Below are 21337 nucleotides of genomic sequence, written 5' to 3'. Positions count from 1 at the left end.
GTGGACGACAGCGGGAACGGCCTGCGGGCTGACACTCTGGTGGCCACGGTCCGCGGCGTGCTGCCCTCCCTGACGCCCGCCGCCCAGACCGTCGCCCGCCTCATCCTGGAGGACCCCGCGACGGTGGCCAGGAGCACCATCACGGAGCTCTCCGCCGCCTCCGGCACCAGCGAGGCCACGATCGTACGTACCGCCAGGCTGCTCGGCTTCGCCGGATATCCGCAGCTCAGGCTGGCTCTGGCGGCGGCCGCCGCGCAGCCCGACCGGCTCGTGCCCGGCGACCTGGCCCCCGACGACCCGCTGTCGGAGGTCATCCAGAAGGTGGCGCGCGCCGAGTCCGAGGCGATCAACGACACCGTCGCCCAGCTCGTCTCCGAGCGGCTCGGGCTGGTCGTGGACGCCATCGTCGGGGCCCGGCGGATCGACGCCTACGGGGTCGGCGCGTCCGGGCTGGTGGCCGAGGACGTCGCGCAGAAACTGCTGCGCATCGGCCTGTCCAGCCACGCCTTCCAGGACGCGCACCTGGCGCTGACCAGCGCGGTGCTGCTGCGCGGCGGCGACGTCGCCATCGGCATCAGCACCTCGGGCGAGACCCCCGACGTGATCGAGCCGTTAGGCCGGGCCAAGGAGGCCGGGGCCACCACGGTGGCGATCACCAACAACCCCCGCTCGTCCATCGCGGAGCTGGCCGAGCACGTGCTGATCTCGGCCGGGCGCGAGACGGAGTTCCGCCCCGGCGCCCTGGCCAGCCGGATCAGCCAGCTCCTCGTGGTCGACTGCGTGTTCGTCGGCGTCGCCCAGCGCACGTTCGACTCCTCTCAGGAGGCGCTCGAGAGCACCAGGCGAGCCGTCAAGGAGTTCACCCGGAGAACGTCACCCGCACGTCGTCAGCCTTGACGAACATCACGCGGTGGCCGAACTGGATCTGCAGGTACCTGGTCTTGCCCCGGACCACGGTGTGGTCGGCCAGGTCGAAGGTGACCGCGCGGTAGTACTCCGTGGCGGCCGGTCCGGCGAGCGTGTACTTCTCGCCCGCCGAGAACGTGTACTGCAGCGGCGTCACCGCCTGGTACGGGACGCCCTCCGGGTACGCCTCCTGCTCCGGGTACGCCCGGCCGTACACCGGGACGGTCGCCTTGCCCGGCTTCGGCGTGACGACGAGCCCCATCGACGGCACCGCGGTCGGCGCGGCGGCCGGGTTGTGGAACCACGACTTCTGCCCCAGGTACCAGATGGCCGTCCAGTCGCCCTGGCGGTCGGCGACGGCGAAGCGCTGGCCGGTGCTCGCGCGGGCGCTGTGGTCGTACACGCTGTAGAGGGATTCGCCGGTCGGGTGCTTGCCGATGTCCTTGACCAGCGGCGCGTCGTCGCGCGGCTCGGTGCGCAGCCAGACGGTGCCGGAGGGCAGCGGCGGGCAGGCGGCCTCGGGGTTCTTGCGGTCGCACCCGTAGAAGTACGGCTTATTCGTGGCGAAGTCCGGCTTTATCATGACCGAGCCGGACCGGGGGCCGCCGATGCCGTGCAGCGGAGCGCCCATGAGCTGGAAGTAGTGCGCCCAGTCCCAGAACGGCCCGGGGTCCTCGTGCATGCCGCGCACGGTCGTCGGCAGCGTGCCAGGGACGTTGTCGTGGCCCAGGATGTGGGCGCGGTCCAGCGGCACGCCGTGCTTGAGCGCCAGGTAGCGGACCAGGCGGGCCGACGAGCGGTACATCGCCTCGGTGTACCAGGTGCCGCCCTCGGCCAGGAAGCCCTCGTGCTCGATGCCGACGGACTTGGCGTTGATGTACCAGTTGCCGGCCTGCCAGCCGACGTCCTTGGTCTTGATGTGCTGGGCGATGTGGCCGTCGGTGGAGCGGACGGAGTAGTGCCAGCTCGCGCCGTAGTTCGGGTCCTGGTTGAGGCGGATGGAGGGCAGGAAGTAGCCCTCCATGTCGTGGATGATGATGTAGTCGACCTTCTGGCTCACCGGCCGGTTCGCCAGGTCGTAGTGGCCGTAGTCGTCGTCCGGCAGTTCCTGGTAGGCGGCCGGGATCCACTCGCAGGAGATCGAGGCGGGGCACTCGACGCCGTCGGGGCGCGTGCCGCGCAGGCCGAGCTTCTCCAGCCACTTCTCGATCTTCTCCAGGCCGGGCACGGCCTTCAGCGCGACCTTCTCGCCGTCGCCGGTGGTGCGTTCGGCGCCCTCCTCGATCACCGAGAAGACCTCGTCGGCGAAGAACTTGGCCGCGCCCGCCTCCTCCGCGCCCGAGTAGCGGGCGACCGCGCCGTACCACTGGCCGGGGTCGTCGCTGAGCGGCGCGCCGAGTGCCTTCTGGTAGTCGGCCAGCAGCGCCGCGCCGCCGCGGATGTTGGCGGCGTCGTCGGTGCGCAGCCGCTCGTGGCTCTCCCCGGTCAGCGCGGCGGCCCGCTCCATGGTGCGCAGCGAGGCGGGCAGGTCGGCCGGGGCGGGCCGCTCGGCGGGAGCGGGCAGCGGGCGGGAGTCGTCGCCGCGGGCGTCCTCCTCGCCGTCGTGGTGATTGGCGGAGGTGTACGCGGCGGCGTCGGTCAGGTGCATGGGGCCGAACCCGGCGTCGCTGGAGGGCTGCCCGGCGTGGGCGTCCCAGCGGGACTCCAGGTAGGAGACGCCGAGCAGCACGCTCTGCGGCACCTTGAACTCCGCGGCGGCCGAGGCGAACGCCTCCTGCCGGCCGGCGGGTTCCTGTGCGTGCGCCGCACTGATATTGCTTAACGGGAGCACGGCTACGAGCGAGATCGCCAGTAGTCTGCGCATGGACACTCCTCGGGCTGGGGGCGCGTGGTGCAGTCAGCGTCTCAACATTTTCCTTCGCAGGCGAGATCTTTGCGAAGATATTTTTCAGCCCTTGACGGGGGCCCGCCCGGCCGGTCGCGGGCCCCCGAGGACGGACCCACGACCCGGAGGCCGGGGCCCGCGGTCACGGGATGAGGACGACCTTGCCCGTGGTCCGCCGCGACTCCAGCGCGGCGTGGGCGTCGGCGGCCCGCGCCAGCGGGAACGCCTGCACCTGCGGCACGAGCGTGCCCTCCGCCGCCGCGGCCAGCGCCCTGACCTCGTAGCCGGGCCGCTCCTGCGGCGCGCTGAGCAGGGCCAGCAGCGCACTGGTCGCGCTCTGGCCGCGCTCCTCCAACTCGCCGGGGTCCGGCGCGAAGCCACCCTGGGAGGCGTTGCCGATGGTGACGTACCGGCCGCCGTCGGCCAGCAGCTCGAACGCCGCCCGCGCCTTGTCGCCGCCCACCCCGTCGAGCAGGGCGGTGACCTTCCTGCCGCCGAGCCGGGCGGCCACCTCCTCCTGCCAGGACGGCACGTCGTAGTCCACGGCGAGGTCCGCGCCCAGGTCGCGGACGGCCGCCACCTTGGCGGGGCCGCCCGCCGCGCCGACCACCGTGGCGCCGAGGCGGCGGGCGTGCTGGACGACCAGCCGCCCGATCCCGCCCGCCGCCGAGGTCACCAGGACCACGTCCGAGGACGTCAGCGCGGCCACGTCCAGGAAGCACATCGTGGTGGCGCCGGTGACGACCATGGTGACGGCCGCCTCCGGGCTCAGGCCGCCGGGCACGCGGTGCAGGCTCGTCACGTCGGCCACGGTCAGTTCGGCGTACCCGCCGGACCGTCCGCCCGACGTCACCACGTCCTGGCCGAGCCAGGCCGGGTCCACCTCCGGGCCGACGGCGTCCACCCGGCCGGCCACCTCGCTGCCGAAGATCGCCGGGAGCGTGGGCCGCGGTGGCAGCGTGTCACTGGCCAGCCCGGTGCGCATCGCCGTCTCCACCAGGTGCACGCCCGCCGCCTTGACGGCGATGCGCACCTGGCCGGGGCCGGGCTCGGGGTCGGGGACGGTCTCGTAGCTGAGGTTCTCGGCGGGGCCGAAGGCGTGCAGGACGGCGGCGTGCATGATGTTCTCCTTCAGAGATCGGCAGTCCCTACGAGGATGCAACCTCAACGACGCTTGAGGTCAACCGCTCAGCCGAGATCGAGCACCGCCTTGCCGTGCAGGCGGCCGTCGAGCAGGGCGGAGACGGCCTCGTCGGCCTGCTTCCAGTCGCCGCGCCAGGCGATGCCCGGGTCGAGGTCGCCGCCGGCGACGCGGGCGGCCAGCCAGGTCAGGTCGGGGACCAGGTCCGCGCCGTCCAGCAGGTAGAAGGTGACGAGGGAGCGGTCGTGCCGCCCCTCGTGGCCGAAGAGCGCGCCGAACGGGAACGTCTCGGCCTGGCCGGTGCCGTGGCCGACGGAGACGAGCGTGCCGTGCGCCGCCAGCTTGCCGAACGCCGCCACGAGCTGGGGCCCGCCGACGTTGTCGATCACCCCGTCCACCGGGTCGCCGGTCTGCTCCGGGTGGGCGACCACGTCGTGGGCGCCCAGTGCGCGCAGCCCGTCGCCGTGCTCGGCGGGGTTCCCGGTCGAGGCGACGACGTGGGCTCCGGCGCGCCGCGCGAGCTGCACGGCGTAGCGGCCCACGCCGCCCGTCGCGCCCGTCACCAGCACCCGGCGGCCCAGCAGCGGGCCGATCCGGCGCAACGCGCGCAGCGCGCCGGCGCCCGCGACCGGAACCGTGCTGATCGCCCCGAGGTCGGCTCCGGCGGGGACGACGCCGAGCGTGGCGGTGTCCACGGCACGCAGCTCCGCCCACGCGCCGTCGAGGCCGAGGGTGATCACGGGGGTGCCGGCGGCCGGGCCGGAGCCGTCGGCGGCGGCGCGCTCGACCACGCCCGCGGCGTCCCAGCCCAGCACGGCACCGTCCCCGGCGTCGGCGATGGCGTGCTTGACCTCGCCGAAGTTGAGCGAGGTGGCACGTACGCGGACCAGGGCCTCGTGCGGTCGGGGCACGGGGTCGGCGCTCTCGCCGAGGCGCAGGCCGGAAGCGGTCGAGTGGTCGATGAGCAGAGCACGCATGGTGTGCCGGCCTTCCAGTCGGGAACGAGAGCTACTTTATGCCACTCGGTGGCGTAAGCGCGCAAGTGGCGTTTGCCGCTCGGCTACACTCGGGTCCGTGACCACCGCACCGCCACCGCCGCCGCTGCGCGAGCGCAAGAAGCAGCGCACCCGGCAGGCGCTGATCGACGCCGCCCTGGCCCTGTTCGCCGCCCGCGGCTTCGGCGGGGTCACGCTCGACGAGCTCTGCGACGAGGTCGAGGTGTCCAAGCGCACGTTCTTCCGCTACTTCGGCGGCAAGGAGGAGGTCGCGATGGCGCCGCTGCACGACCTGTGGCGGGCCTTCCTCGAAGAGCTGGAGACGGCGCCCGCCGACGGCCGTCCGCTGCTGGAGCTGATGGAGGCGACCCTGCTGGCCGCGCTGGACCGGGTGGCCGACGAGGCGTGGGCCGGGCGGGCCGCGCTCAGCTTCCGCCTGTCGCAGGAGACGTCCTCCATGGACGCGCACAACCTGCACTTCTGCGAGAGCACCCTGCGCTCGGTGGTGGCGGTGCTGCACCGGCGGCTCGACCTGCCCGACGATCCGCGCACCCGGCTCGCGGGCGACCTGCTGGTGGCCGCCTGGCGGCTCGCGGTCGAGGGCTGGGCGGTCACGGCGGCGGGCGCGCCGTCCGTGACGGACCTGGCCGCGCGGGTCCACGACGCCGTGGCGGCCCTGCCCGGAAGCCTCACGCTGACCGCCCGCCCCAGACCCGGTGTGACGGGTTCCGGCCCGCCCGGCAAAGCCGGATAAAGATGATCTTTCGCTGGATTTCACCTCTCCCTCGCTTGGCTGGTCACTGTTCTTGATCACCTGACGTGAGGAGAGATCGTGGCGGACGTGTCCCGGCGCCAGGCGCTGCGGGTTTCGCTGACGACGGCCTCGGCCCTGGCGGCGACGCGGGCGGGCGCCGCGCCGGCCCAGGCGGAGGCCGTCTCGGCCGGCCCCCGCGGGCAGTACGCCCGCAACGTGGAGGTCGTGGGCTACACCGACATGGACCACCGCCCCGCCTTCAAGATGGCGATCCGGCAGCGGGCGGGCCGCTGGTACCTGTACACGGGGCACTTCTGGGACTCCGGCTGGAGCGTCGTGGACGTCACCGACCCGAGACGGCCGGAGGTCGCGGCGTTCGTGCCGGGGCCGGCCGACACCTGGACGCTGCAGGTCGATCTGCACGGCGACCTCATGGTGACCGCCCTGGAACAGATCTTCCCCAACTTCGGCGGCGACCCCGAGGCCGACTTCGAGGAGGGCCTGTACCTGTGGGACATCAAGGACCCGGTACGCCCGCGCCGCCTCGGCCACTACGCCACCGGCGGCACCGGCACCCACCGCAACCTCTATCCCGGCGGCGGGTACGTGCACGTGGCCGCCGGGGCGAAGGGCTTCACCGGCAACATCTACACCGTCGTCGACATCCGGGACCCCGCCCGGCCGGTGGAGGCGGGCCGCTGGTGGGTGCCGGGGCAGCGGGACGGGGAGCAGGGCGTCGTCCCGGCCGCCGACCGGCAGCCGCACACGCACGGCTTCTGCTGCGCGAACGGCGCGGACGTCTCCCTGCACGGCCCGCCGTACGTGGTGGGCGACCTGGTCTACCTGCCCTACGGCGCGGCCGGCCTGGTCGTGCTGGACATCTCCGACGTCGGCGCGCCCCGCCCCGTCGGCGGCCTGAGCTTCAGCCCGCCCTTCCACTCCCGCTTCGGCGTGCACGGCGTGCTGCCCGTCCCCGAGCGGAAGATCGCCTTCGCCAACTCCGAGGACGTCTCCTACGGCAAGGGGGCCGCTCCGCACGCCTCGATCGTGGACATCTCCGATCCGGCCGCGCCGTTCCTGCTGTCGCTGCTGCCGACGCCGGAGCCGCCGCCCGGGGCGCCGTACGCGGACTTCTCCGGACGGGGCGGCTGGAGCGGCCCGCACAACATCAACCACCACCAGCACCACCCCGACGTGCAGAAACAGGGTGACCTTCTGTACATCGCGCACTTCAACGCCGGGCTGCGCATCTACGACGTCTCCAACACCCGACTGCCCCGCGAGGTCGGCTACTTCGTGCCCCCGGACCCGGTCAGGAGATACGGGCCGATGCCGGAGGGCGAACTGGTCGCCCAGAGCGAGGACGTCGTGGTGGACCGGCGCGGCTACATCTACGTCTCCGACAAGAACCAGGGCGTGTGGATCCTGCGGTACACGGGTCGTTGACGCCCCTTGACTACCTCCACTAGATATTGAGTTGTGGCATATCCCCTCACCCTCACGCAGGCGATCGCGGTCGTCGTCTATGTGGCGGTCAAGGTCGAGGAGGGCTTCACCGACTTCATCTCGACCAGGGAACTGGCGGCGGCGCTGGGCATCGCGCCGCCGACGGCCACCAAGATCGTGCAGAGCCTGGCCAGGGCGGGGCTGATCGAGACCCGGGAGGGCGCCAGGGGCGGCATCCGGCTGGCCCGGCCGTCGGAGCGGATCACGCTGCTGGACGTGCTGCGCGCGAGCGAGCAGGAGCGCCCGCTGTTCCGCACCGACATCGACCACGCGCTGCCCGGCGGGCGGCCCGACGTGATCCGCCGCCGGGTGGCCGACAACCTGCGGCGGGCCGAGGAGGCGATGAAGGCCAGCCTGGCCGGCACCACGATCGCCGACCTGCACCGGGGTAGCTGATTTTTTTCGCGTGAACTCAATATAAGAAATATCTAGTTTGAGGAGTTAAAGATGCGCAGGATCCTCCAGGCGGGGCTGGCGGCGGTGCTGCTGCTCGCCGGCTATCTGGCGCTCTGGCCCACGCCGGTCGAGCCGGTCGCCTGGGACCCGCCCGCCGACCCCGGCCTGACCGGGCCGTACGCCGCCAACGACCGCCTGTCGGGCGTCGCCAGGCTCGCCCAGGGCAGGGTCAGCTCCCCGGACGCCGTGCTGTTCGACCGGCAGGGCAGCCTCTACACCAGCTCGGCCGACGGCCGGATCTACCGGATGGCCGCCGACGGCGGCGGCCTCGAGGTGTTCGCCGACGTCGGCGGGCGGCCCACCGGCATGGCCTTCGCCCCCGACGGCGCGCTGATCGCCGCCAACGAGCCGCGCGGCGCGATCCTGCGCGTCCCGCCCGGCGGCGGGCCCGCCCAGGTGCTCACCGACAGCGTCGACGGGCGGCGGCTGCGGCTGGTCAACGACGTGAGCGTGGCGGCCGACGGCACCGTGTACTTCACCGAGTCCTCCTCCCGCTTCCACTACGACCGCTCCCGGTGGATCGCGCTGGAGCACGCGGGCGACGGCGCGGTGCACGCCTACGACCCGGCCACCGGGCGTACCCGCGTGGTGCGCGACGGGCTGCAACTGCCGAACGGCGTGGTCGTGTCGGCCGACGGCACGTACCTGCTGGTGTCGGAGACCGGCGCGTACCGCGTCATCAGGCACTGGTTGTCCGGCCCGCGCGCGGGGGCGTCGGAGACGCTCATCGACGGGCTGCCCGGCTACCCGAACGACATCGCCCCGGCGGCCGGCGGCGGTCACTGGGTGGCGCTGATGTCGCTGCGCTCGCCGCTGCTCGACGGCCTCGGCGGCTGGCCGGGGCTGCGCCGGGCCATCACGCGCCTGCCGTACACGTGGCTGCCGGAGCCCGCGCCGATCGGCTTCGTGATCAGGGTGGACGGGCAGGGGCAGGTGACCGCGAACCTCCAGGACCCGGGCGAGGGGGCCTTCTCGGCGGTGAGCGCGGTCGCCGACCGGGACGGCACGCTCTACCTCGGCACGGAGACCGGCGACGCCGTGGGCCGAGTGACCTACTGACCGCCGCACCGACCACCGGTTCGCCCGCTGGGCCGGCCGGTGTGCTCAGGGGACGAGGGTGAGTGAGGGCCGCTGGTCGGGCAGGCCGATCAGCTCGCGGACGCGGCCGATGGGCCAGGCCAGCTCCCGCGCCAGCGTGGCGGCGCTCAGGCCGCTCTCCCTGGTGGCCAGCTCGAAGGCGTGGCCCAGCAGCACCGGCTGCTCGCCTGGATAGCCGGAGACGGGCTCGTTGGTGAAGCCCGGCTGGTCGCGCAGCGCGTTGAGCCGCTGGTAGGCGCGGCCGGCGGCGGAGTCGGACAGCAGCCCGGTCTCCCGGCACCGGTAGAGCAGCGAGTCGACCGAGACCCCCCAGGTCTGGCGCAGCTCGGCCAGCCGGCGCAGGTCGGCGCGCGGCGGGAGCCGGGGCAGGATGCTGTCGCGCGGGGTGAGGAACTCGGCGGCGAACGCGTCGGCCTCACGCTCCTGCTGGGTGTCGCCCGCCGCCGTGTCGCCGTGCAGGACCAGGTGGCCCAGCTCGTGGGCGGCGGTGAAGCGGTGGCGGTAGATGTCGTCGAACCTGTTGGGCGTCAGCACCACGATCGGCCGCGGCAGGCTGGAGGTGGAGAAGGCGTCGACGGTGACCGCGTCGGGGTCGTGGCGCGGGAAGGCGATGACGATGCCGTGGGCCTCCATGCGCCGGATGAGGTGGCTGATCGGGCCGCCGCCCAGCCCCCAGTGGGCGCGCAGCGCGCGGGCCGCGCCCGCCGGGTCGTGGGGCAGGTCGGAGTGTGTCTCGCCGCCGGCGAAGCCGGGCAGGTCGACGGCGGGGAGCTGGACGCGTTTCTCCAGGGCGTAGGTCAGCTCCCACACCTGCTCGACGAAGGCGACGGCCTTGGCCCGCTGGTAGGCGCGGGTGGAGCGCAGGCTGCGGAAGTGCGCCATGGAGCCGTCGAGCTTGCCGTGCGGGCGGCCGGGCAGGAAGAACGCCGTCGGCACCGACAGCACCTCGGCCAGCCGGGGGATCAGGTCGGGACGGGGCCGGGTGACGCCGGACTCGTACTGGCCGACCGCGGCGGGGGAGACGCCGAGGTGCTCGGCCACCTCCTTCTTGGTGAGCGCGGCCAGGTGACGGGCCTGGGTGAGGCGGGTGGCGTCGAACGCGTCGGCGACGGCCTGGGGGGTCGGCCCGCCCGGTTTGTTGTCACGCACCGCTGGCGGCTTCTGGCTTGATCGGGGTCGGCCCGCCCGCGGGGGCGGCGCGCCGGTCGGCCGCGGTGCGCGGGTTGAGCTGGGGCGCGGGCAGCACGCCCTGGTCGAACGCGGCCGCGCCGCCGCCGCTCCCGGCGGGCGCGGCGGTCTCCCGGGTCAGCGGGATCTCCTCGACGTGGTGCCAGTTCAGGTTGCCGGTGCGGTCGAGCAGTTCGGCCTCGCCCCACCAGGCGTCGAGCAGCCCGGCGTGCGCGTTGGCGGCGTAGGCGATCAGCACGAGCCTGGTGTCCTCGGGCAGGTCGCCCAGTGCCTCGGTGATCGGCGAGGTGATCGGGGCGGCCTGCGGGGCCACGTCGTCGAGGGCGAGCTGGCGCATCCGCGGCTCGGGCCCGAACCGGTTGAACAGCGCCTGGACCAGCGCGGAGGCGCGCCCGTCGCTGATCCGCGCGCTCAGCACGCCGACCGAGCGGTCTTTGGCGTAGCGGAAGGGGAACAGCAGCTTGCCGTCGAGCACCACCAGTTCGTGCTGCGAGCCGCCGGGCTTGACCACGCGGACGTCGCCCATGTCCTCGAACGCCTCGGCCAGCGCCTCGAACTTGCGTGACATGAGCGTGAACCCGAACGGATGGAGATGGCCGGTCTGCGCCATCTTCTGTGCGTCGCGGGCGTTCTCCAGCGCCACCGCCAGGGCCTCCGCCACCCCCTGCCTGATCAGGGGGACGCGCTGCCCGAACGTGTCGTGGGCCCACTGGGACATCCGCATGCCGACCTCCCGCCGCTTTATTTTCCAACATCATAGACCCGCCCAGGCTTCATGTTGCCCGTACGACACACCGGACTCTTGTTGGTCTTGCATTCTTGTATAACAATGTTTCGAGTCTGACAATGTGCCTGACGAGAGGTGTGTCACGATGCGAACATCCGACTGGCCCCGCACGGCGACCCGCTGGACGCAACTGACGCTGGCCGAGGACGACCCGGCGCATCTCGATGTCGACTTCTGGACCTCGGTGATGCGCGAGAGCAGGTCGAACGCGGTCTGCATCAGCGCCGGCGGCTACATCGCCTACTATCCGACCCGCGTCCCGCACCACCACCGCAGCGTGCACCTGGGCGACACCGACCCGTTCGGCGCGCTCGTCGAGGCGGCCAGAGGGTTGGGCATGCACGTCATGGCCAGGGTCGATCCGCACGCCGTGCACGACGACGCGGCCCGCGCGCATCCCGAGTGGCTGGCCCGCGACGCGCAGGGGGCGCCCATCCCGCACTGGTCCTATCCCGGCATCTGGCTGACCTGCGCCTTCACCGACTACCACCGGGAGTTCATCACGGAGGTGGCGCGGGAGATCGTGCGCGAGTACGACGTGGACGCGATCTTCGCCAACCGCTGGGAGGGCCACTACGGCATCTCCTACAGCGAGGCCGCGCGCCGCTCCTTCCACGACGACACCGGGTACGAGCTGCCCGCCCGCGAGAACGACGAGTCCGACCCCGCCTGGCCCGCGTACGTGGCCTGGCGGCGGCGCAGGCTCGGCGAGCTGGTCGCCGTCTGGGACGCGGCGGTCAAGGACCTGCGCCCGCACGCCCGTTTCATCCCCAACCTGGGCGCCTTCGCCGCCCGCGACCTGGACCCTGAGCTGGTGCGGCGGGTCTACCCGATGTTCGTGGTGGACAAGCAGGGCCGCTCCGGCATCGAGGCCCCGTGGGCGGCCGGGCGGGTGGCCAAGCGCAGCCGCGGCCTGTTCCCCGACCGGCCGATCGGGCTGATCACCTCCGTGGGGCCCGAGCACCACCAGCACCGGTGGAAGGACTCGGTCGCGCCGCCCGAGGAGACGCGCACGTGGATCGTGGACGGGTTCGCGCAGGGCGCGTTCCCGTGGTTCACCAAGTTCAACGCCACGGTCTCCGACCCCCGCTGGGTGCCCGCCGTGGTGGAGGCGTTCCGGCTGCACGCCCGGCTGGAGCCGGTGCTGTCGCCGATGCCGGTCACCGCCGAGGTCGCGCTGCTCGACCCGAGCCGGGCCGGGCAGGTCAGGAGCGGGGCGGCGCACACCTTCCCCGACGAGGACGGGTTCTACCAGGCGCTGGTGGAGGCGCGCATCCCGTTCGAGTTCGTCGCCGACCAGGCGCTGTCGGCCGAGCGGCTGGGGGCGTACAAGGTGCTCGTGCTGGCGAACGCGGAGCAGCTCGGCGACGCGCAGTGCCAGGCGATCCGCGAGTTCGTGGCCGCCGGCGGCGGGCTGGTGGCCGCGCACCAGTCCTCCCTGTACGACGAGCACGGCGCCCCGCGCGCCAACTTCGGCCTGGCCGACGTCTTCGGCGCCGACCTGGTCCGGCCGCTCAGGGGCCCGGTGAAGAACAACTACATCGCCCTGACCGGCGAGCACCCGGTGAACGCCGGCTTCGGCGGCGCGAACCGGCTGATCGGCGGCACCCGGCTGCTCGGCGTGCGCGACAGGGAGGGGACACGGGTGCCGTTCCGCTTCGTGCCCGATTTCCCCGACCTGCCCATGGAGGAGCTGTACGCCCGGGAGGCCCCGGACGCCCCGGCCGTCGTCACGCGGGAGAGCCCCGGGCGGGTCGTCTACTTCCCGTTCGACATCGGGGCGATCTTCTGGGAGGCGCTCCAGGCCGACCACGGCCGGCTGATCGCCAACGCGGTGCGGTGGGCGCTCGGCGGCGAGCCGGAGGCCACCGTACGCGGCCCCGGCCTGGCCGACCTCGCCGTACGCCGCGACGACGACGGCGTGGCGGTCACGGTCGTGAACCTCACCAACCCCATGGCCATGCGCGGGGCCATCAGGGAGACCCTGCCGCTGCCTCCGCAGACGGTCAGCGTCGCGCTGCCGCCGCACGCCCGCGGGGCCACCGCCCGCCTGCTGGTCGCGGACGCCGAGGCCGCCACGACGGTCCGCGACGGCCGGGTGGAGGTGGAGCTGTCCGGGGTGGGGCTCATCGAGGTCGTGCGCCTGCTGTGGGAGCGCCGATGAGCCGGCCGTGGTGGCGCGAGCCGTTCCGGATGTTCCAGACCAACCTCCGCGAGATCGACGCCGGCCTGGACGTCGAGCGGGTCCTCGACCACCTGGAGGACTACGGCGCGAACGCCTGGCTGATCAGCGTCGGCGGCATCCTGTCCAACTACCCGACCGGCCTGGACTTCCAGACCCGCAACCCGCACCTCGACCGGCGGCCGTCCGGCGACCTGGTCGGCGACGCGGTCGCGGCGGCCCGCCGCAGGGGCGTGCGGGTGCTGGCGCGCATGGACTTCTCCAAGATCGGCCACCGGCGGGCCGAGGAGCATCCCGAGTGGTGCTTCGTGTCCGCGTCGGGGGCGCAGCAGGTCTACAACGGGCTGGTCAGCGTGTGCCCGAGCGGCGACTACTACCAGGTCAAGCTGTTCGAGGTGATCGGGGAGGTGCTCGACCGCCACGAGATCGACGGCTTCTTCCTCAACTGGATGTCGTTCAACGAGGTCGACTACAGCCGTCGCGACTGGGGTGTGTGCCACTGTGCGGCCTGCGTCCGTCGGTTCCCCGGCGAGTTGCCCGAGCGCCCGACCCCGCGGTGGCGCGAGTTCGCGCGCGACACGCTGGAGGACCTCAACGCCCGGATCCGGGCCGAGATCTCGGGACGCCGGCCGCAGGCGGCGCTGATCCTGGGCGAGCACGCGGACATCGTCTTCCACGAGGCGAACAACGCCGTCGGCCGGCCGCTCTGGCACCACCGGACGAGCGAGCACGTCAGCGCGGCCAAGGCGTACCGGCCGGAGGTGCCCGTGCTGGTCAACTCCGTGGGGTTCGTGGACATGCCGTACCGGATGGCGGGGGAGGAGCCGTACCACTTCGCCCAGTATCTGCTCCAGGCGCTCTCGCGGGGGGCGATCCCGTCCACGTACGTCATGGGGACGCCCGACGACAGCCCGTACGCGTGCCTGGAGCTGGGGGGCGAGATCACCCGCTTCCACCGCGACCACGCCGACGTCTACCGCGACCTGGTCTCCGAGGCGCGCACGCTGCTCGTCCGCCCGGCGGGGGAGGGTCGCGCGGAGTTCGAGGGGCTGTATCTGGCCCTGCTGGAGCGGCACGTGCCGTTCGACGTGCTGCCCGAGGCCAAGCTGGCGGTGACCGACCTGTCCCGGTACCGGCTGGTGGTGCTGCCCGATCTCGGCGCGCTGTCGTCTCCCGGCGCGGTGGACGCGTACGCGGAGGCGGGCGGGACGGTGCTGGCGACCGGCTCCAGCGGCTTCGAGGCGGGCGAGATGCGCCTGGCCTGCCTGCCCGTGGCCCGCCGCCTGGCGAGCTGGACGACCGAGGAGTCCGTGCGCTCGCTGCACCTGCCGGGCGAGCGCGGCGCGGTGCCGGTGATCGGCTCCTTCCACGTGGTCGAGCCCGCGCGGGGGGCGGAGGCGGGCCTGTTCGCGCTGTCCAGGGCCAGGTACGGCCCGCCGGAGAAGTGCCACGGGCACCGCGCCACCACCCATCCGGGCCTGCTGAGCGCCCCCTACGGCCGGGGCAGGGGCGTGCTGCTGCCGTGGACGGTCGGCCGCGGCTACCGGGAGACGGGGCTGAGCGCGCACCGTGACCTGTTCGCCGGGCTGATCGACCCCGGTCTGTCCGTCCGGACCGGGCTGCCGGAGCAGGTGGAGATCGTGCCCGCCCGCTCGGGCGACACGCGCGTGATCCACCTGCTCAACCGCTCGGGTGACGCCGACCAGCGCTTCCGTCGCCCGCTGCCGATCGCCGGCTCGTGGCTGGAGCCGCCGTGGCCGGGCGAGTGGGAGGTGCGGGCGCTGCGCGCGGGACGCGTGCTGGACGTCGAGGGCGGCCGGATCCGCCTGCCCGAGCTCGGCCTCTTCGAAGTCCTGAAATTGTCAAACAAGTATGCATGACCTATTGACGGTCTCGTCATACAAATGAACACTTGCTTCTCACCGGGATAGCCGGTTCCCGGTGAGAACGACGGGAGTGGATGTGATGAGCGGACTCGATCGGCGGGGTTTCCTGAAGCTGGCGGCGGCAGGCGCGCTGGGGGCCGGCCTCACGGCGTGCGGCGCGGGCGACGGCTCCGACAGCGGTGGCGGCACCTCGCTGAGATACGCCTGGTGGGGCAACAACATCCGGCAGCAGAACTACACCAAGGCCCTGAAGGAGTTCGCCGCCAAGAACCCCGGCGTCCAGGTCGAGCCGGAGTTCGCCGACTACGCCGCCTTCCAGGAGCGCATGACCACCCAGATGGCCGCCCGCGACGTGGCCGACATCTTCTGGATCGCCTCGCCGCAGGTGCTCACGTACCACAAGAGCAAGATCTACCGCCGGCTCGACGACATCCCCACGCTGAACCTGGCCGACTACTCCAAGCAGGACCTGGAGTCGTTCAAGATCGGCGGGGAGCTCAACACCATGCCGTTCGGCGTCTTCGTGCCCGTCATCCGCTACAACGAGACGTTCGCCGAGGAGGACGCCGCCGAACTCCCGCCGGCCGACGCCGACTGGGACGCCTGGGCGGCCTTCCTCGTCGACTACGCCAAGGACAACCCGAACAAGCGCATCGGCATGCCGTACGAAGCCGACGCCGACCTGCCGTTCGAGTCCTGGCTGCGCCAGCGCGGCGAGCAGCTCTGGACCCAGGACGGCAAGGCCGGCTTCACCGCCGACAGCCTGGCCGCCTGGTTCGACTGGTGGGACCGGCTGCAGAAGGCCGGCGCCGTGATGTCGCTCAGCGAGCAGGAGGGCATCGGCCCCGACTGGGCGGTGGTCGGCAAGAAGGTGCTGGCCAAGGTGGGCAACTCCAACCACCTCATCGACGACGCCAGGATGTTCCCCGACCACACCTTCCGGCTGCGCGGCATGCCCGTGGCCAAGGACGCCCAGGCCGGCCACGCGTTCCTCTACTACCCGCGGATGGCGATCTACCAGGGCATCGACGACGAGAAGGTCGAGGCCGCGGGCAAGCTCGTCGGCTACAACACCAACGACCCCGCCATGATCGCGACCGTCGGCCTCACCATGGGCGCGCCGGTCAACCCCAAGGTCTTCCAGCAGGCGCTCGACAGCGCGACCGGGGACGCGAAGGAGACGCTCACCGTCGTACAGGCCGGGCGGGAGGCCGAGCGCCGCCCCCGCTTCGAGGCGCCTCCGGGCACCAACACCTGGCGCACCGCCATGGGCAGGGCCGCCGAGGAGATCGCGCTCGGCCGGCTGCGGACGACTGACGGGGCCAGACGGCTGCTGGAGGAGATCGGCGCCGGCATCACCAGGGCCGCCTAGCATGTCGAGGCCGCACCGTCAGGGCGCCGCCGCCCACGTCTTCCTCATCCCCTGGTGGCTCGGGCTCGTGCTGGTCACGGCCGTGCCCATGCTCGCCTCCCTCTACCTGGCCTTCACCGACTACAACATCCTCAGCACGCCCGAGTTCAACGGCCTGGCCAACTTCGAGCGCATGTTCCAGGACGGCTACTTCTGGGCCGCCGTCCGGGTCACGCTGGTCTACGTGGCGATCTCCATCCCGCTGCAACTCGGCTTCGCCCTGCTGCTGGCCCTGATCCTCGACCGCGGGCTGCGCGGCCTGGCCTTCTACCGCAGCGCCTTCTACCTGCCCTCGCTGCTCGGCACCAGCGTCGCCGTGGCGATCCTGTGGCGGCAGATCTTCGGCGACGACGGCCTCGTCGACCGGGCGCTGTCGGTCTTCGGTCTGGAGCTCGGGAGCTGGCTGCAGAACCCGAGCCTGTCGCTGTCGACGCTGATCGTGCTCAACGTGTGGACGTTCGGCTCGCCGATGGTCATCTTCCTGGCCGGCCTGCGCCAGATCCCCGAGGAACTGTACGAGGCCGCGAAGGTGGACGGGGCCGGCGTCGTCCGCCAGTTCACCCGCGTCACGATCCCGCTGCTCACCCCGATCATCTTCTTCAACCTGATCCTGCAGACGATCGGCGCGTTCCAGACCTTCACCCAGGCCCACGTCGTCAGCGGCGGCACCGGAGGCCCCGCCAACTCGACGCTGTTCTACACGCTCTACATCTACCAGCAGGGATTCACGAACTTCGACATGGGCTACGCCTCCGCGCTGGCCTGGGTGCTCATGGCGGCCATCGGCCTGGTGACCGCGGTGCACTTCGTCCTGTCGAAGTACTGGGTCTTCTACGGAGACGACTGATGACCTCCGCGACCGCCGCCTCCCTCCGCGCCCGCTCCGAGTCCGCCGGCCGCCGCGCCCGTGGCCGGCGGGACCTGTTCAGGCATCTCGCGCTCGGCGCGTTCGTGCTGCTGATGCTCTATCCGCTGATCTGGATGATCGTCAGCGCGCTCAAGCCCGACCACCTGATCCTCACCGAGACGGGTCTCATCCCCAGCGAGATCACCTTCGACAACTTCGCCGAGGGCTGGAACGCGCTCAACCGTCCCTTCACCGTCTTCTTCCTCAACTCGCTGCTGGTCACCGTCGGCTCCATCGCCGGCAACCTGTTCTCCTGCGCGCTGACCGCGTTCGCGCTGGCCCGGCTGGAGTTCCGGATGCGCAGGGTGTACCTGGGCATCACGCTCGCGTCGGTGATGCTGCCGATGCACGTGCTGGTCATCCCGCAGTACATCTTCTTCTCCCAGCTCGACCTGGTGAACACGTACTATCCGCTGCTCATCCCGAAGTTCCTGGCCACCGACGCGTTCTTCGTCTATCTGATGGTGCAGTTCATCAGGACCATCCCGCGTGACCTCGACCGCGCGGCCTGGATCGACGGCGCGGGCCCGTTCCGCACCTTCTGGTACGTGATCCTGCCGCTCATGCGGCCCGCCCTCGTCACCACGACGATCTTCACGTTCATCTGGACCTGGAACGACTTCTTCGTCCCGCTGATCTATCTCACCTCGCCGAAGATGTTCACCGTGCCCGTGGCGCTGAACTCCATGGTCGACTCCGAGTCGCAGAGCGGCGTGGGCATGCTGTTCGCGATGTCGCTCGTGTCGCTGCTGCCCGTGCTGATCTTCTTTGCCGTCGCCCAGAAACAGCTCATCCGCGGCATCGCCACCACGGGGCTCAAATGAGGATCATCGTCAGGGGTGCGCACGACGAGGCCACCCGCCACCGCATCCGCCGCGCCGCCGGGGCCGCCCGCGTCGAGTTCGACGCCGCCGCCGAGGGCATCGAGCTGGCCGACGCCGTCGTGGGCGACGTGCCCGATCCGCTGCTGGCCAGGGCGGGTCGGCTGCGCTGGGTGCACAGCCCGTCCGCGGGCGTGGACGCCGTGCTGTCGGACGCGCTGCTCGCCAGTGAGGTGACCCTCACCTCCTCCACCGGCAACGGCGCGATCCCGCTGGCCGAGCAGGCCATGCTGCTGGTGCTCATGCTCGACCGGGACGTGCCGCGCTGGCTGCGCGCCCAGTCCGAGCGCCGCTGGGACCGCTACGTGCACGGCGAACTGGCCGGCAAGACCATCGGCCTGTACGGGCTCGGCCACTCCGGGCTCGACCTGGCCGCCAAGGCGAAGGCGTTCCACATGCGGGTGCTCGGCCTGCGCCGCTCCGGCCGCCCCGCCGACCACGTGGACGAGCTGCTCGGCCAGGACGACTTCCCCCGCCTCCTGGCGGAGTCCGACTACGTGGTGGTCACCGCGCCGCTCACCGCCGCCACCGCCGGGCGGTTCGACCGGGCCGCGTTCGCCGCGATGAAGCCGACGGCGGGCTTCGTCTGCGTCTCGCGCGGCGGCATCGCCGACGACGCGGCCCTGCTCGACGCGCTGCGGCGGGGCGAGATCGCCGGAGCGGGCCTGGACGCGCACGGCGTCGAGCCGCTGCCCCCCGACAGCCCGTTCTGGACGCTGCCGAACGTGATCGTCACCCCGCACAACGGGGCCACCACCCGCGAGACCGCCCGCCGCGGCCTCGACATCCTCCTTGACAACCTGGGCCGATTCGCCCGGGACGAGCCGCTGCGCAACATCGTCGACAAGGCCGCCGGATATTGAGAGGACGAGTATACTTGTCTGACGATTTTGTCGCTTTCTGGGAGGGGTTTCATGGACGGGCAGACCAGCTTTCCTCTCGGACCGTCGTCACTGACGGAAGCCCTCTACGAGTCGGTCCGCAAGCGCATCGTCAACGGCGAGATCGCCCCGGGGGAGAAGCTCACCGAGATCCGCATCGCCGGCGAGTACAGCGTCGCCCGCCCCACCGCCAAAGCCTGCCTGGAGCGGCTGACCGCGCTCGGACTGCTGCGCCGCAGCACGCACAAGACCGCCGTCGTCCCCAAGCTCGACGAGGACGACATCCGCGACCTGTACTTCAGCCGCGAGACCGTCGAACGCGCGGCGGTCGCCACCCTGGCCCGCACCGCCACCGTGCCCCCCGAGGCGGTGCGGGCGCAGGCGGCGATGAAGGCGGCGGCCGGTGACACCGCCGCCAACGGGGCCTTCGCCAGCCAGGTCGAGGCCGACATCGCCTTCCACTCGGCGCTGGTGGCCGCCGTCGGCAGCCGCCGCCTGTCGCGGATGCACGAGGTGATCCTCGGCGAGGTGCACCTGACCATGGGCCAGTTCCAGGCCCACCGCACCACACACCCGATGAACGTGGTGCACGAGCACGACGACATACTCAAGGCCATCGGCGACGGCGACCCCGAGCAGGCCCAGCGGCTCCTGGCCCACCATCTCGACCAGGCGCAGGGTCGCCTGCTGAGCCAGCTCCACCGCGAACGATCGGAAGAGGCCCCCGCGTGACCAAGTGGACCGTCAACTGCTCCATCCTCTACACCGGCCTGCCGCTGCTCGAACGCCCGGCCGCGGCGGCGGCCGACGGGTTCGCCGCCGTGGAGTTCTGGTGGCCGTGGCCCGTGGCGGTGCCGGACGACCGCGACGTGGACGCCTTCGTCCGGGCGGTCGAGGAGGCCGGCGTCCGGCTCACGGGGCTCAACCTCTTCGCCGGGGACATGCCCGCGGGCGAGCGCGGGGTGGTGTCGTGGCCGGGTCGCTCGCGCGAGCTGCTCGACAACCTCCCCGTCGTCGCGGCCATCGGCGAACGGCTGGGCTGCCCGGCCTTCAACGCCCTCTACGGCAATCGCGTCGAAGGGGCCGCCGCCGAGGAACAGGACGAGCTGGCCGTCGAGATGCTGGCCGCGTGCGTGGCGGGGCTGCCGGGCACCGTGCTGGTCGAGCCGGTCAGCGGCGCGCCGCGCTACCCGCTGCTGACGGCCGCCGACGTCGTGGCCGTGCTCGACCGGGTGCCCGGGGCGCGGCTGCTCGCCGACTTCTACCACCTGGCCGTCAACGGCGACGACGTGCCCGCCGTCATCGAGCGGCACGCCGCGCGCATCGGCCACGTGCAGATCGCCGACGCCCCCGGCCGGGGCGCGCCCGGCTCCGGGGAACTGCCGCTGCGGCAGTGGATCGACGACGTGCGGGCGGCCGGCTACGACGGGCACGTCAGCCTCGAATACCGGGCCGACGGCCCCGACGCGTTCGCCTGGCTGCCCAGAGAACAGCGCGCCGGATGACCGCCGACGCACGACCACCTCGACACGGGAGGATCACCGACGTGACCGCCATCGCCTTCATCGGTCTCGGCATCATGGGCAGCCCCATGGCCGTCCACCTGGTCAAGGCCGGGCATGCCGTGGCCGGCTACAACCGCACCCCCGACAAGGCCGCGCCGCTGGCGGCGGCCGGCGGGCGGGCGGCGCGTTCGATCGCCGACGCCGTGACCGGCGCGGAGGTCGTCGCGCTCATGGTGCCCGACTCGCCCGACGTCCAGGACGTGCTGACCGGCCCGGACGGGGTCTTCGCGCACGCCGCCCCCGGAACGCTGATCATCGACTTCTCCTCGATCCGCCCCGACGTCACGCGCGAGCTGGCCGGCGAGGCGGCCCGCCGGGGCCTGCGCCACCTCGACGCGCCCGTCTCGGGCGGCGAGGCCGGCGCCAGGAACGCGGCCCTGTCGATCATGGTGGGCGGCGAGGCGGACGCGTTCGAGGCCGCCAGGCCGCTGTTCGACGTCGTCGGCAAGACGGTCGTGCACGTCGGTCCGAGCGGCTCCGGCCAGACGGTCAAGGCCGCCAACCAGCTCATCGTCGCGGCCAACATCGAGGCGCTGGCGGAGGCGGTGGTGTTCCTGCGCGCGTACGGGGTGGACCTGGAGGCGGCGCTGGAGGTGCTCGGCGGCGGCCTGGCGGGCTCGGCCGTGCTCGCGCAGAAGCGCGCCAACATGATCGGCCACTCCTTCGAGCCCGGCTTCCGCGTCGCCCTGCACCACAAGGACCTGGGCATCGTCACCTCGGCCGCCCGCGAGGCCGGCGTCGTGCTGCCCCTCGGAGCGCTGGTGGCCCAGCTCATGGCCGCGGCCGACGCGAACGGCGACGGCGCGCTCGACCACTCGGCCCTGCTGCGCGGCGTGGAACGGCTCTCCGGCACCGCCTGACAGCCGGAGCCCAAGGCGACCTCATGCTTGTCACCGTAAGTGACAAGC

19 protein-coding genes are annotated in these 21337 nt (G+C 72.3%); 14 read left to right on the top strand and 5 right to left on the bottom strand.

The genetic code is table 11. From position 1 onward, the window contains the following. Positions 1 to 897 carry a MurR/RpiR family transcriptional regulator gene (locus tag FAF44_RS12785; RefSeq protein ID WP_237103316.1) on the top strand — a complete coding sequence of 299 codons (897 nt, stop codon included), beginning with the start codon at positions 1 to 3 and terminating at the stop codon, positions 895 to 897. Here the strand turns inward: FAF44_RS12785 and FAF44_RS12780 are convergent. From FAF44_RS12780 to FAF44_RS12770, 3 genes are all read right to left on the bottom strand, one after another. Beyond that, positions 860 to 2770, bottom strand: a complete 1911-nt coding sequence (locus FAF44_RS12780) for an N-acetylmuramoyl-L-alanine amidase (protein ID WP_237103315.1) — start codon at positions 2768 to 2770, stop codon at positions 860 to 862. The two genes, FAF44_RS12785 and FAF44_RS12780, sit on opposite strands and share 38 nt — an antisense overlap. 163 nt (positions 2771 to 2933) lie before the next feature. Then, positions 2934 to 3911: a zinc-binding dehydrogenase gene (locus FAF44_RS12775; RefSeq protein ID WP_237103314.1), complete on the bottom strand. Its 978-nt coding sequence runs from the start codon at positions 3909 to 3911 to the stop codon at positions 2934 to 2936. A 68-nt stretch (positions 3912 to 3979) separates the two neighbouring features. After that, entirely contained in the window at positions 3980 to 4909 is a 930-nt protein-coding gene (locus FAF44_RS12770) for a zinc-binding dehydrogenase (protein WP_237103313.1), read from the bottom strand. A 97-nt stretch (positions 4910 to 5006) separates the two neighbouring features. Here FAF44_RS12770 and FAF44_RS12765 point away from each other — a divergent pair, with 97 nt between their 5' ends. The 4 genes from FAF44_RS12765 to FAF44_RS12750 all read left to right on the top strand — a co-directional run bounded on the left by FAF44_RS12765 (position 5007) and on the right by FAF44_RS12750 (position 8702). Then, entirely contained in the window at positions 5007 to 5681 is a 675-nt protein-coding gene (locus tag FAF44_RS12765; RefSeq protein ID WP_237103312.1) for a TetR/AcrR family transcriptional regulator, read from the top strand. 78 nt (positions 5682 to 5759) lie between these two features. Continuing rightward, a complete protein-coding gene (locus FAF44_RS12760; protein ID WP_237103311.1) occupies positions 5760 to 7127 on the top strand; it encodes an LVIVD repeat-containing protein in 1368 nt (455 codons plus the stop codon). A 33-nt stretch (positions 7128 to 7160) separates the two neighbouring features. Next, positions 7161 to 7583, top strand: a complete 423-nt coding sequence (locus FAF44_RS12755) for an Rrf2 family transcriptional regulator (RefSeq protein ID WP_237103310.1) — start codon at positions 7161 to 7163, stop codon at positions 7581 to 7583. A gap of 51 nt (positions 7584 to 7634) precedes the next feature. Then, on the top strand, positions 7635 to 8702 hold the full coding sequence (locus FAF44_RS12750) for an SMP-30/gluconolactonase/LRE family protein (RefSeq protein ID WP_237103309.1): 1068 nt from the start codon (positions 7635 to 7637) through the stop codon (positions 8700 to 8702). Between the two features lie 45 nt (positions 8703 to 8747). On the opposite strand, the gene FAF44_RS55760 is transcribed toward FAF44_RS12750, so the two are convergent. Together FAF44_RS55760 and FAF44_RS12740 are read right to left on the bottom strand one after the other, a co-directional pair. Next, positions 8748 to 9890 (bottom strand): ImmA/IrrE family metallo-endopeptidase, encoded by a 1143-nt coding sequence (locus tag FAF44_RS55760; protein ID WP_237103308.1) that lies wholly within the window; start codon positions 9888 to 9890, stop codon positions 8748 to 8750. Continuing rightward, positions 9883 to 10653, bottom strand: coding sequence for a hypothetical protein (locus FAF44_RS12740; RefSeq protein ID WP_237103307.1), 771 nt, complete (start codon positions 10651 to 10653; stop codon positions 9883 to 9885). Before FAF44_RS12740 ends, FAF44_RS55760 begins: the two co-directional genes overlap by 8 nt. Positions 10654 to 10801: 148 nt before the next feature. Here FAF44_RS12740 and FAF44_RS12735 point away from each other — a divergent pair, with 148 nt between their 5' ends. The 9 genes from FAF44_RS12735 (at position 10802) to FAF44_RS12695 (ending at position 21289) form a co-directional block, all read left to right on the top strand. Continuing rightward, positions 10802 to 12880: an alpha-amylase family protein gene (locus FAF44_RS12735; RefSeq protein ID WP_237103306.1), complete on the top strand. Its 2079-nt coding sequence runs from the start codon at positions 10802 to 10804 to the stop codon at positions 12878 to 12880. Beyond that, positions 12877 to 14778 (top strand): alpha-amylase family protein, encoded by a 1902-nt coding sequence (locus tag FAF44_RS12730; RefSeq protein ID WP_237103305.1) that lies wholly within the window; start codon positions 12877 to 12879, stop codon positions 14776 to 14778. The genes FAF44_RS12735 and FAF44_RS12730 overlap by 4 nt, the downstream gene beginning before the upstream one ends. Positions 14779 to 14863: 85 nt before the next feature. After that, complete coding sequence (locus FAF44_RS12725) at positions 14864 to 16156, top strand: ABC transporter substrate-binding protein (RefSeq protein ID WP_237103304.1); 1293 nt, start codon at positions 14864 to 14866, stop codon at positions 16154 to 16156. Between the two features lies 1 nt (position 16157). Continuing rightward, the gene (locus FAF44_RS12720; protein ID WP_237103303.1) at positions 16158 to 17042 is read left to right on the top strand and encodes a carbohydrate ABC transporter permease; all 885 of its coding nucleotides are present in this window, start codon (positions 16158 to 16160) and stop codon (positions 17040 to 17042) included. Beyond that, the gene (locus FAF44_RS12715) at positions 17042 to 17926 is read left to right on the top strand and encodes a carbohydrate ABC transporter permease (RefSeq protein WP_237103302.1); all 885 of its coding nucleotides are present in this window, start codon (positions 17042 to 17044) and stop codon (positions 17924 to 17926) included. Before FAF44_RS12720 ends, FAF44_RS12715 begins: the two co-directional genes overlap by 1 nt. Then, positions 17923 to 18846, top strand: a complete 924-nt coding sequence (locus FAF44_RS12710; protein WP_237103301.1) for a D-2-hydroxyacid dehydrogenase — start codon at positions 17923 to 17925, stop codon at positions 18844 to 18846. The genes FAF44_RS12715 and FAF44_RS12710 overlap by 4 nt, the downstream gene beginning before the upstream one ends. A gap of 51 nt (positions 18847 to 18897) precedes the next feature. Then, complete coding sequence (locus FAF44_RS12705; protein WP_237103300.1) at positions 18898 to 19596, top strand: GntR family transcriptional regulator; 699 nt, start codon at positions 18898 to 18900, stop codon at positions 19594 to 19596. Then, entirely contained in the window at positions 19593 to 20369 is a 777-nt protein-coding gene (locus tag FAF44_RS12700) for a hydroxypyruvate isomerase family protein (RefSeq protein WP_237103299.1), read from the top strand. The genes FAF44_RS12705 and FAF44_RS12700 overlap by 4 nt, the downstream gene beginning before the upstream one ends. Positions 20370 to 20410: 41 nt before the next feature. After that, positions 20411 to 21289, top strand: coding sequence for a 2-hydroxy-3-oxopropionate reductase (locus FAF44_RS12695; protein ID WP_308193317.1), 879 nt, complete (start codon positions 20411 to 20413; stop codon positions 21287 to 21289). Positions 21290 to 21337: the final 48 nt, after the last annotated feature.

The sequence above is a fragment of the Nonomuraea sp. MG754425 genome (assembly GCF_021699195.1).
Lineage (GTDB): Bacteria > Actinomycetota > Actinomycetes > Streptosporangiales > Streptosporangiaceae > Nonomuraea.
Note: the sequence above shows the minus strand (reverse complement) of the source record. Positions and strands in the feature narration are given on the sequence as shown.

Coding starts and splice junctions, on each gene's coding strand:
- FAF44_RS12780 (WP_237103315.1), bottom strand. CDS start 2,770: ATGCGCAGACTACTGGCGATCTCGCTCGTAGCCGTGCTCCCGTTAAGC.
- FAF44_RS12715 (WP_237103302.1), top strand. CDS start 17,042: ATGACCTCCGCGACCGCCGCCTCCCTCCGCGCCCGCTCCGAGTCCGCC.
- FAF44_RS12735 (WP_237103306.1), top strand. CDS start 10,802: ATGCGAACATCCGACTGGCCCCGCACGGCGACCCGCTGGACGCAACTG.
- FAF44_RS12770 (WP_237103313.1), bottom strand. CDS start 4,909: ATGCGTGCTCTGCTCATCGACCACTCGACCGCTTCCGGCCTGCGCCTC.
- FAF44_RS12725 (WP_237103304.1), top strand. CDS start 14,864: ATGAGCGGACTCGATCGGCGGGGTTTCCTGAAGCTGGCGGCGGCAGGC.
- FAF44_RS12775 (WP_237103314.1), bottom strand. CDS start 3,911: ATGCACGCCGCCGTCCTGCACGCCTTCGGCCCCGCCGAGAACCTCAGC.
- FAF44_RS12705 (WP_237103300.1), top strand. CDS start 18,898: ATGGACGGGCAGACCAGCTTTCCTCTCGGACCGTCGTCACTGACGGAA.
- FAF44_RS12720 (WP_237103303.1), top strand. CDS start 16,158: ATGTCGAGGCCGCACCGTCAGGGCGCCGCCGCCCACGTCTTCCTCATC.
- FAF44_RS12740 (WP_237103307.1), bottom strand. CDS start 10,653: ATGCGGATGTCCCAGTGGGCCCACGACACGTTCGGGCAGCGCGTCCCC.
- FAF44_RS12750 (WP_237103309.1), top strand. CDS start 7,635: ATGCGCAGGATCCTCCAGGCGGGGCTGGCGGCGGTGCTGCTGCTCGCC.
- FAF44_RS12710 (WP_237103301.1), top strand. CDS start 17,923: ATGAGGATCATCGTCAGGGGTGCGCACGACGAGGCCACCCGCCACCGC.
- FAF44_RS12730 (WP_237103305.1), top strand. CDS start 12,877: ATGAGCCGGCCGTGGTGGCGCGAGCCGTTCCGGATGTTCCAGACCAAC.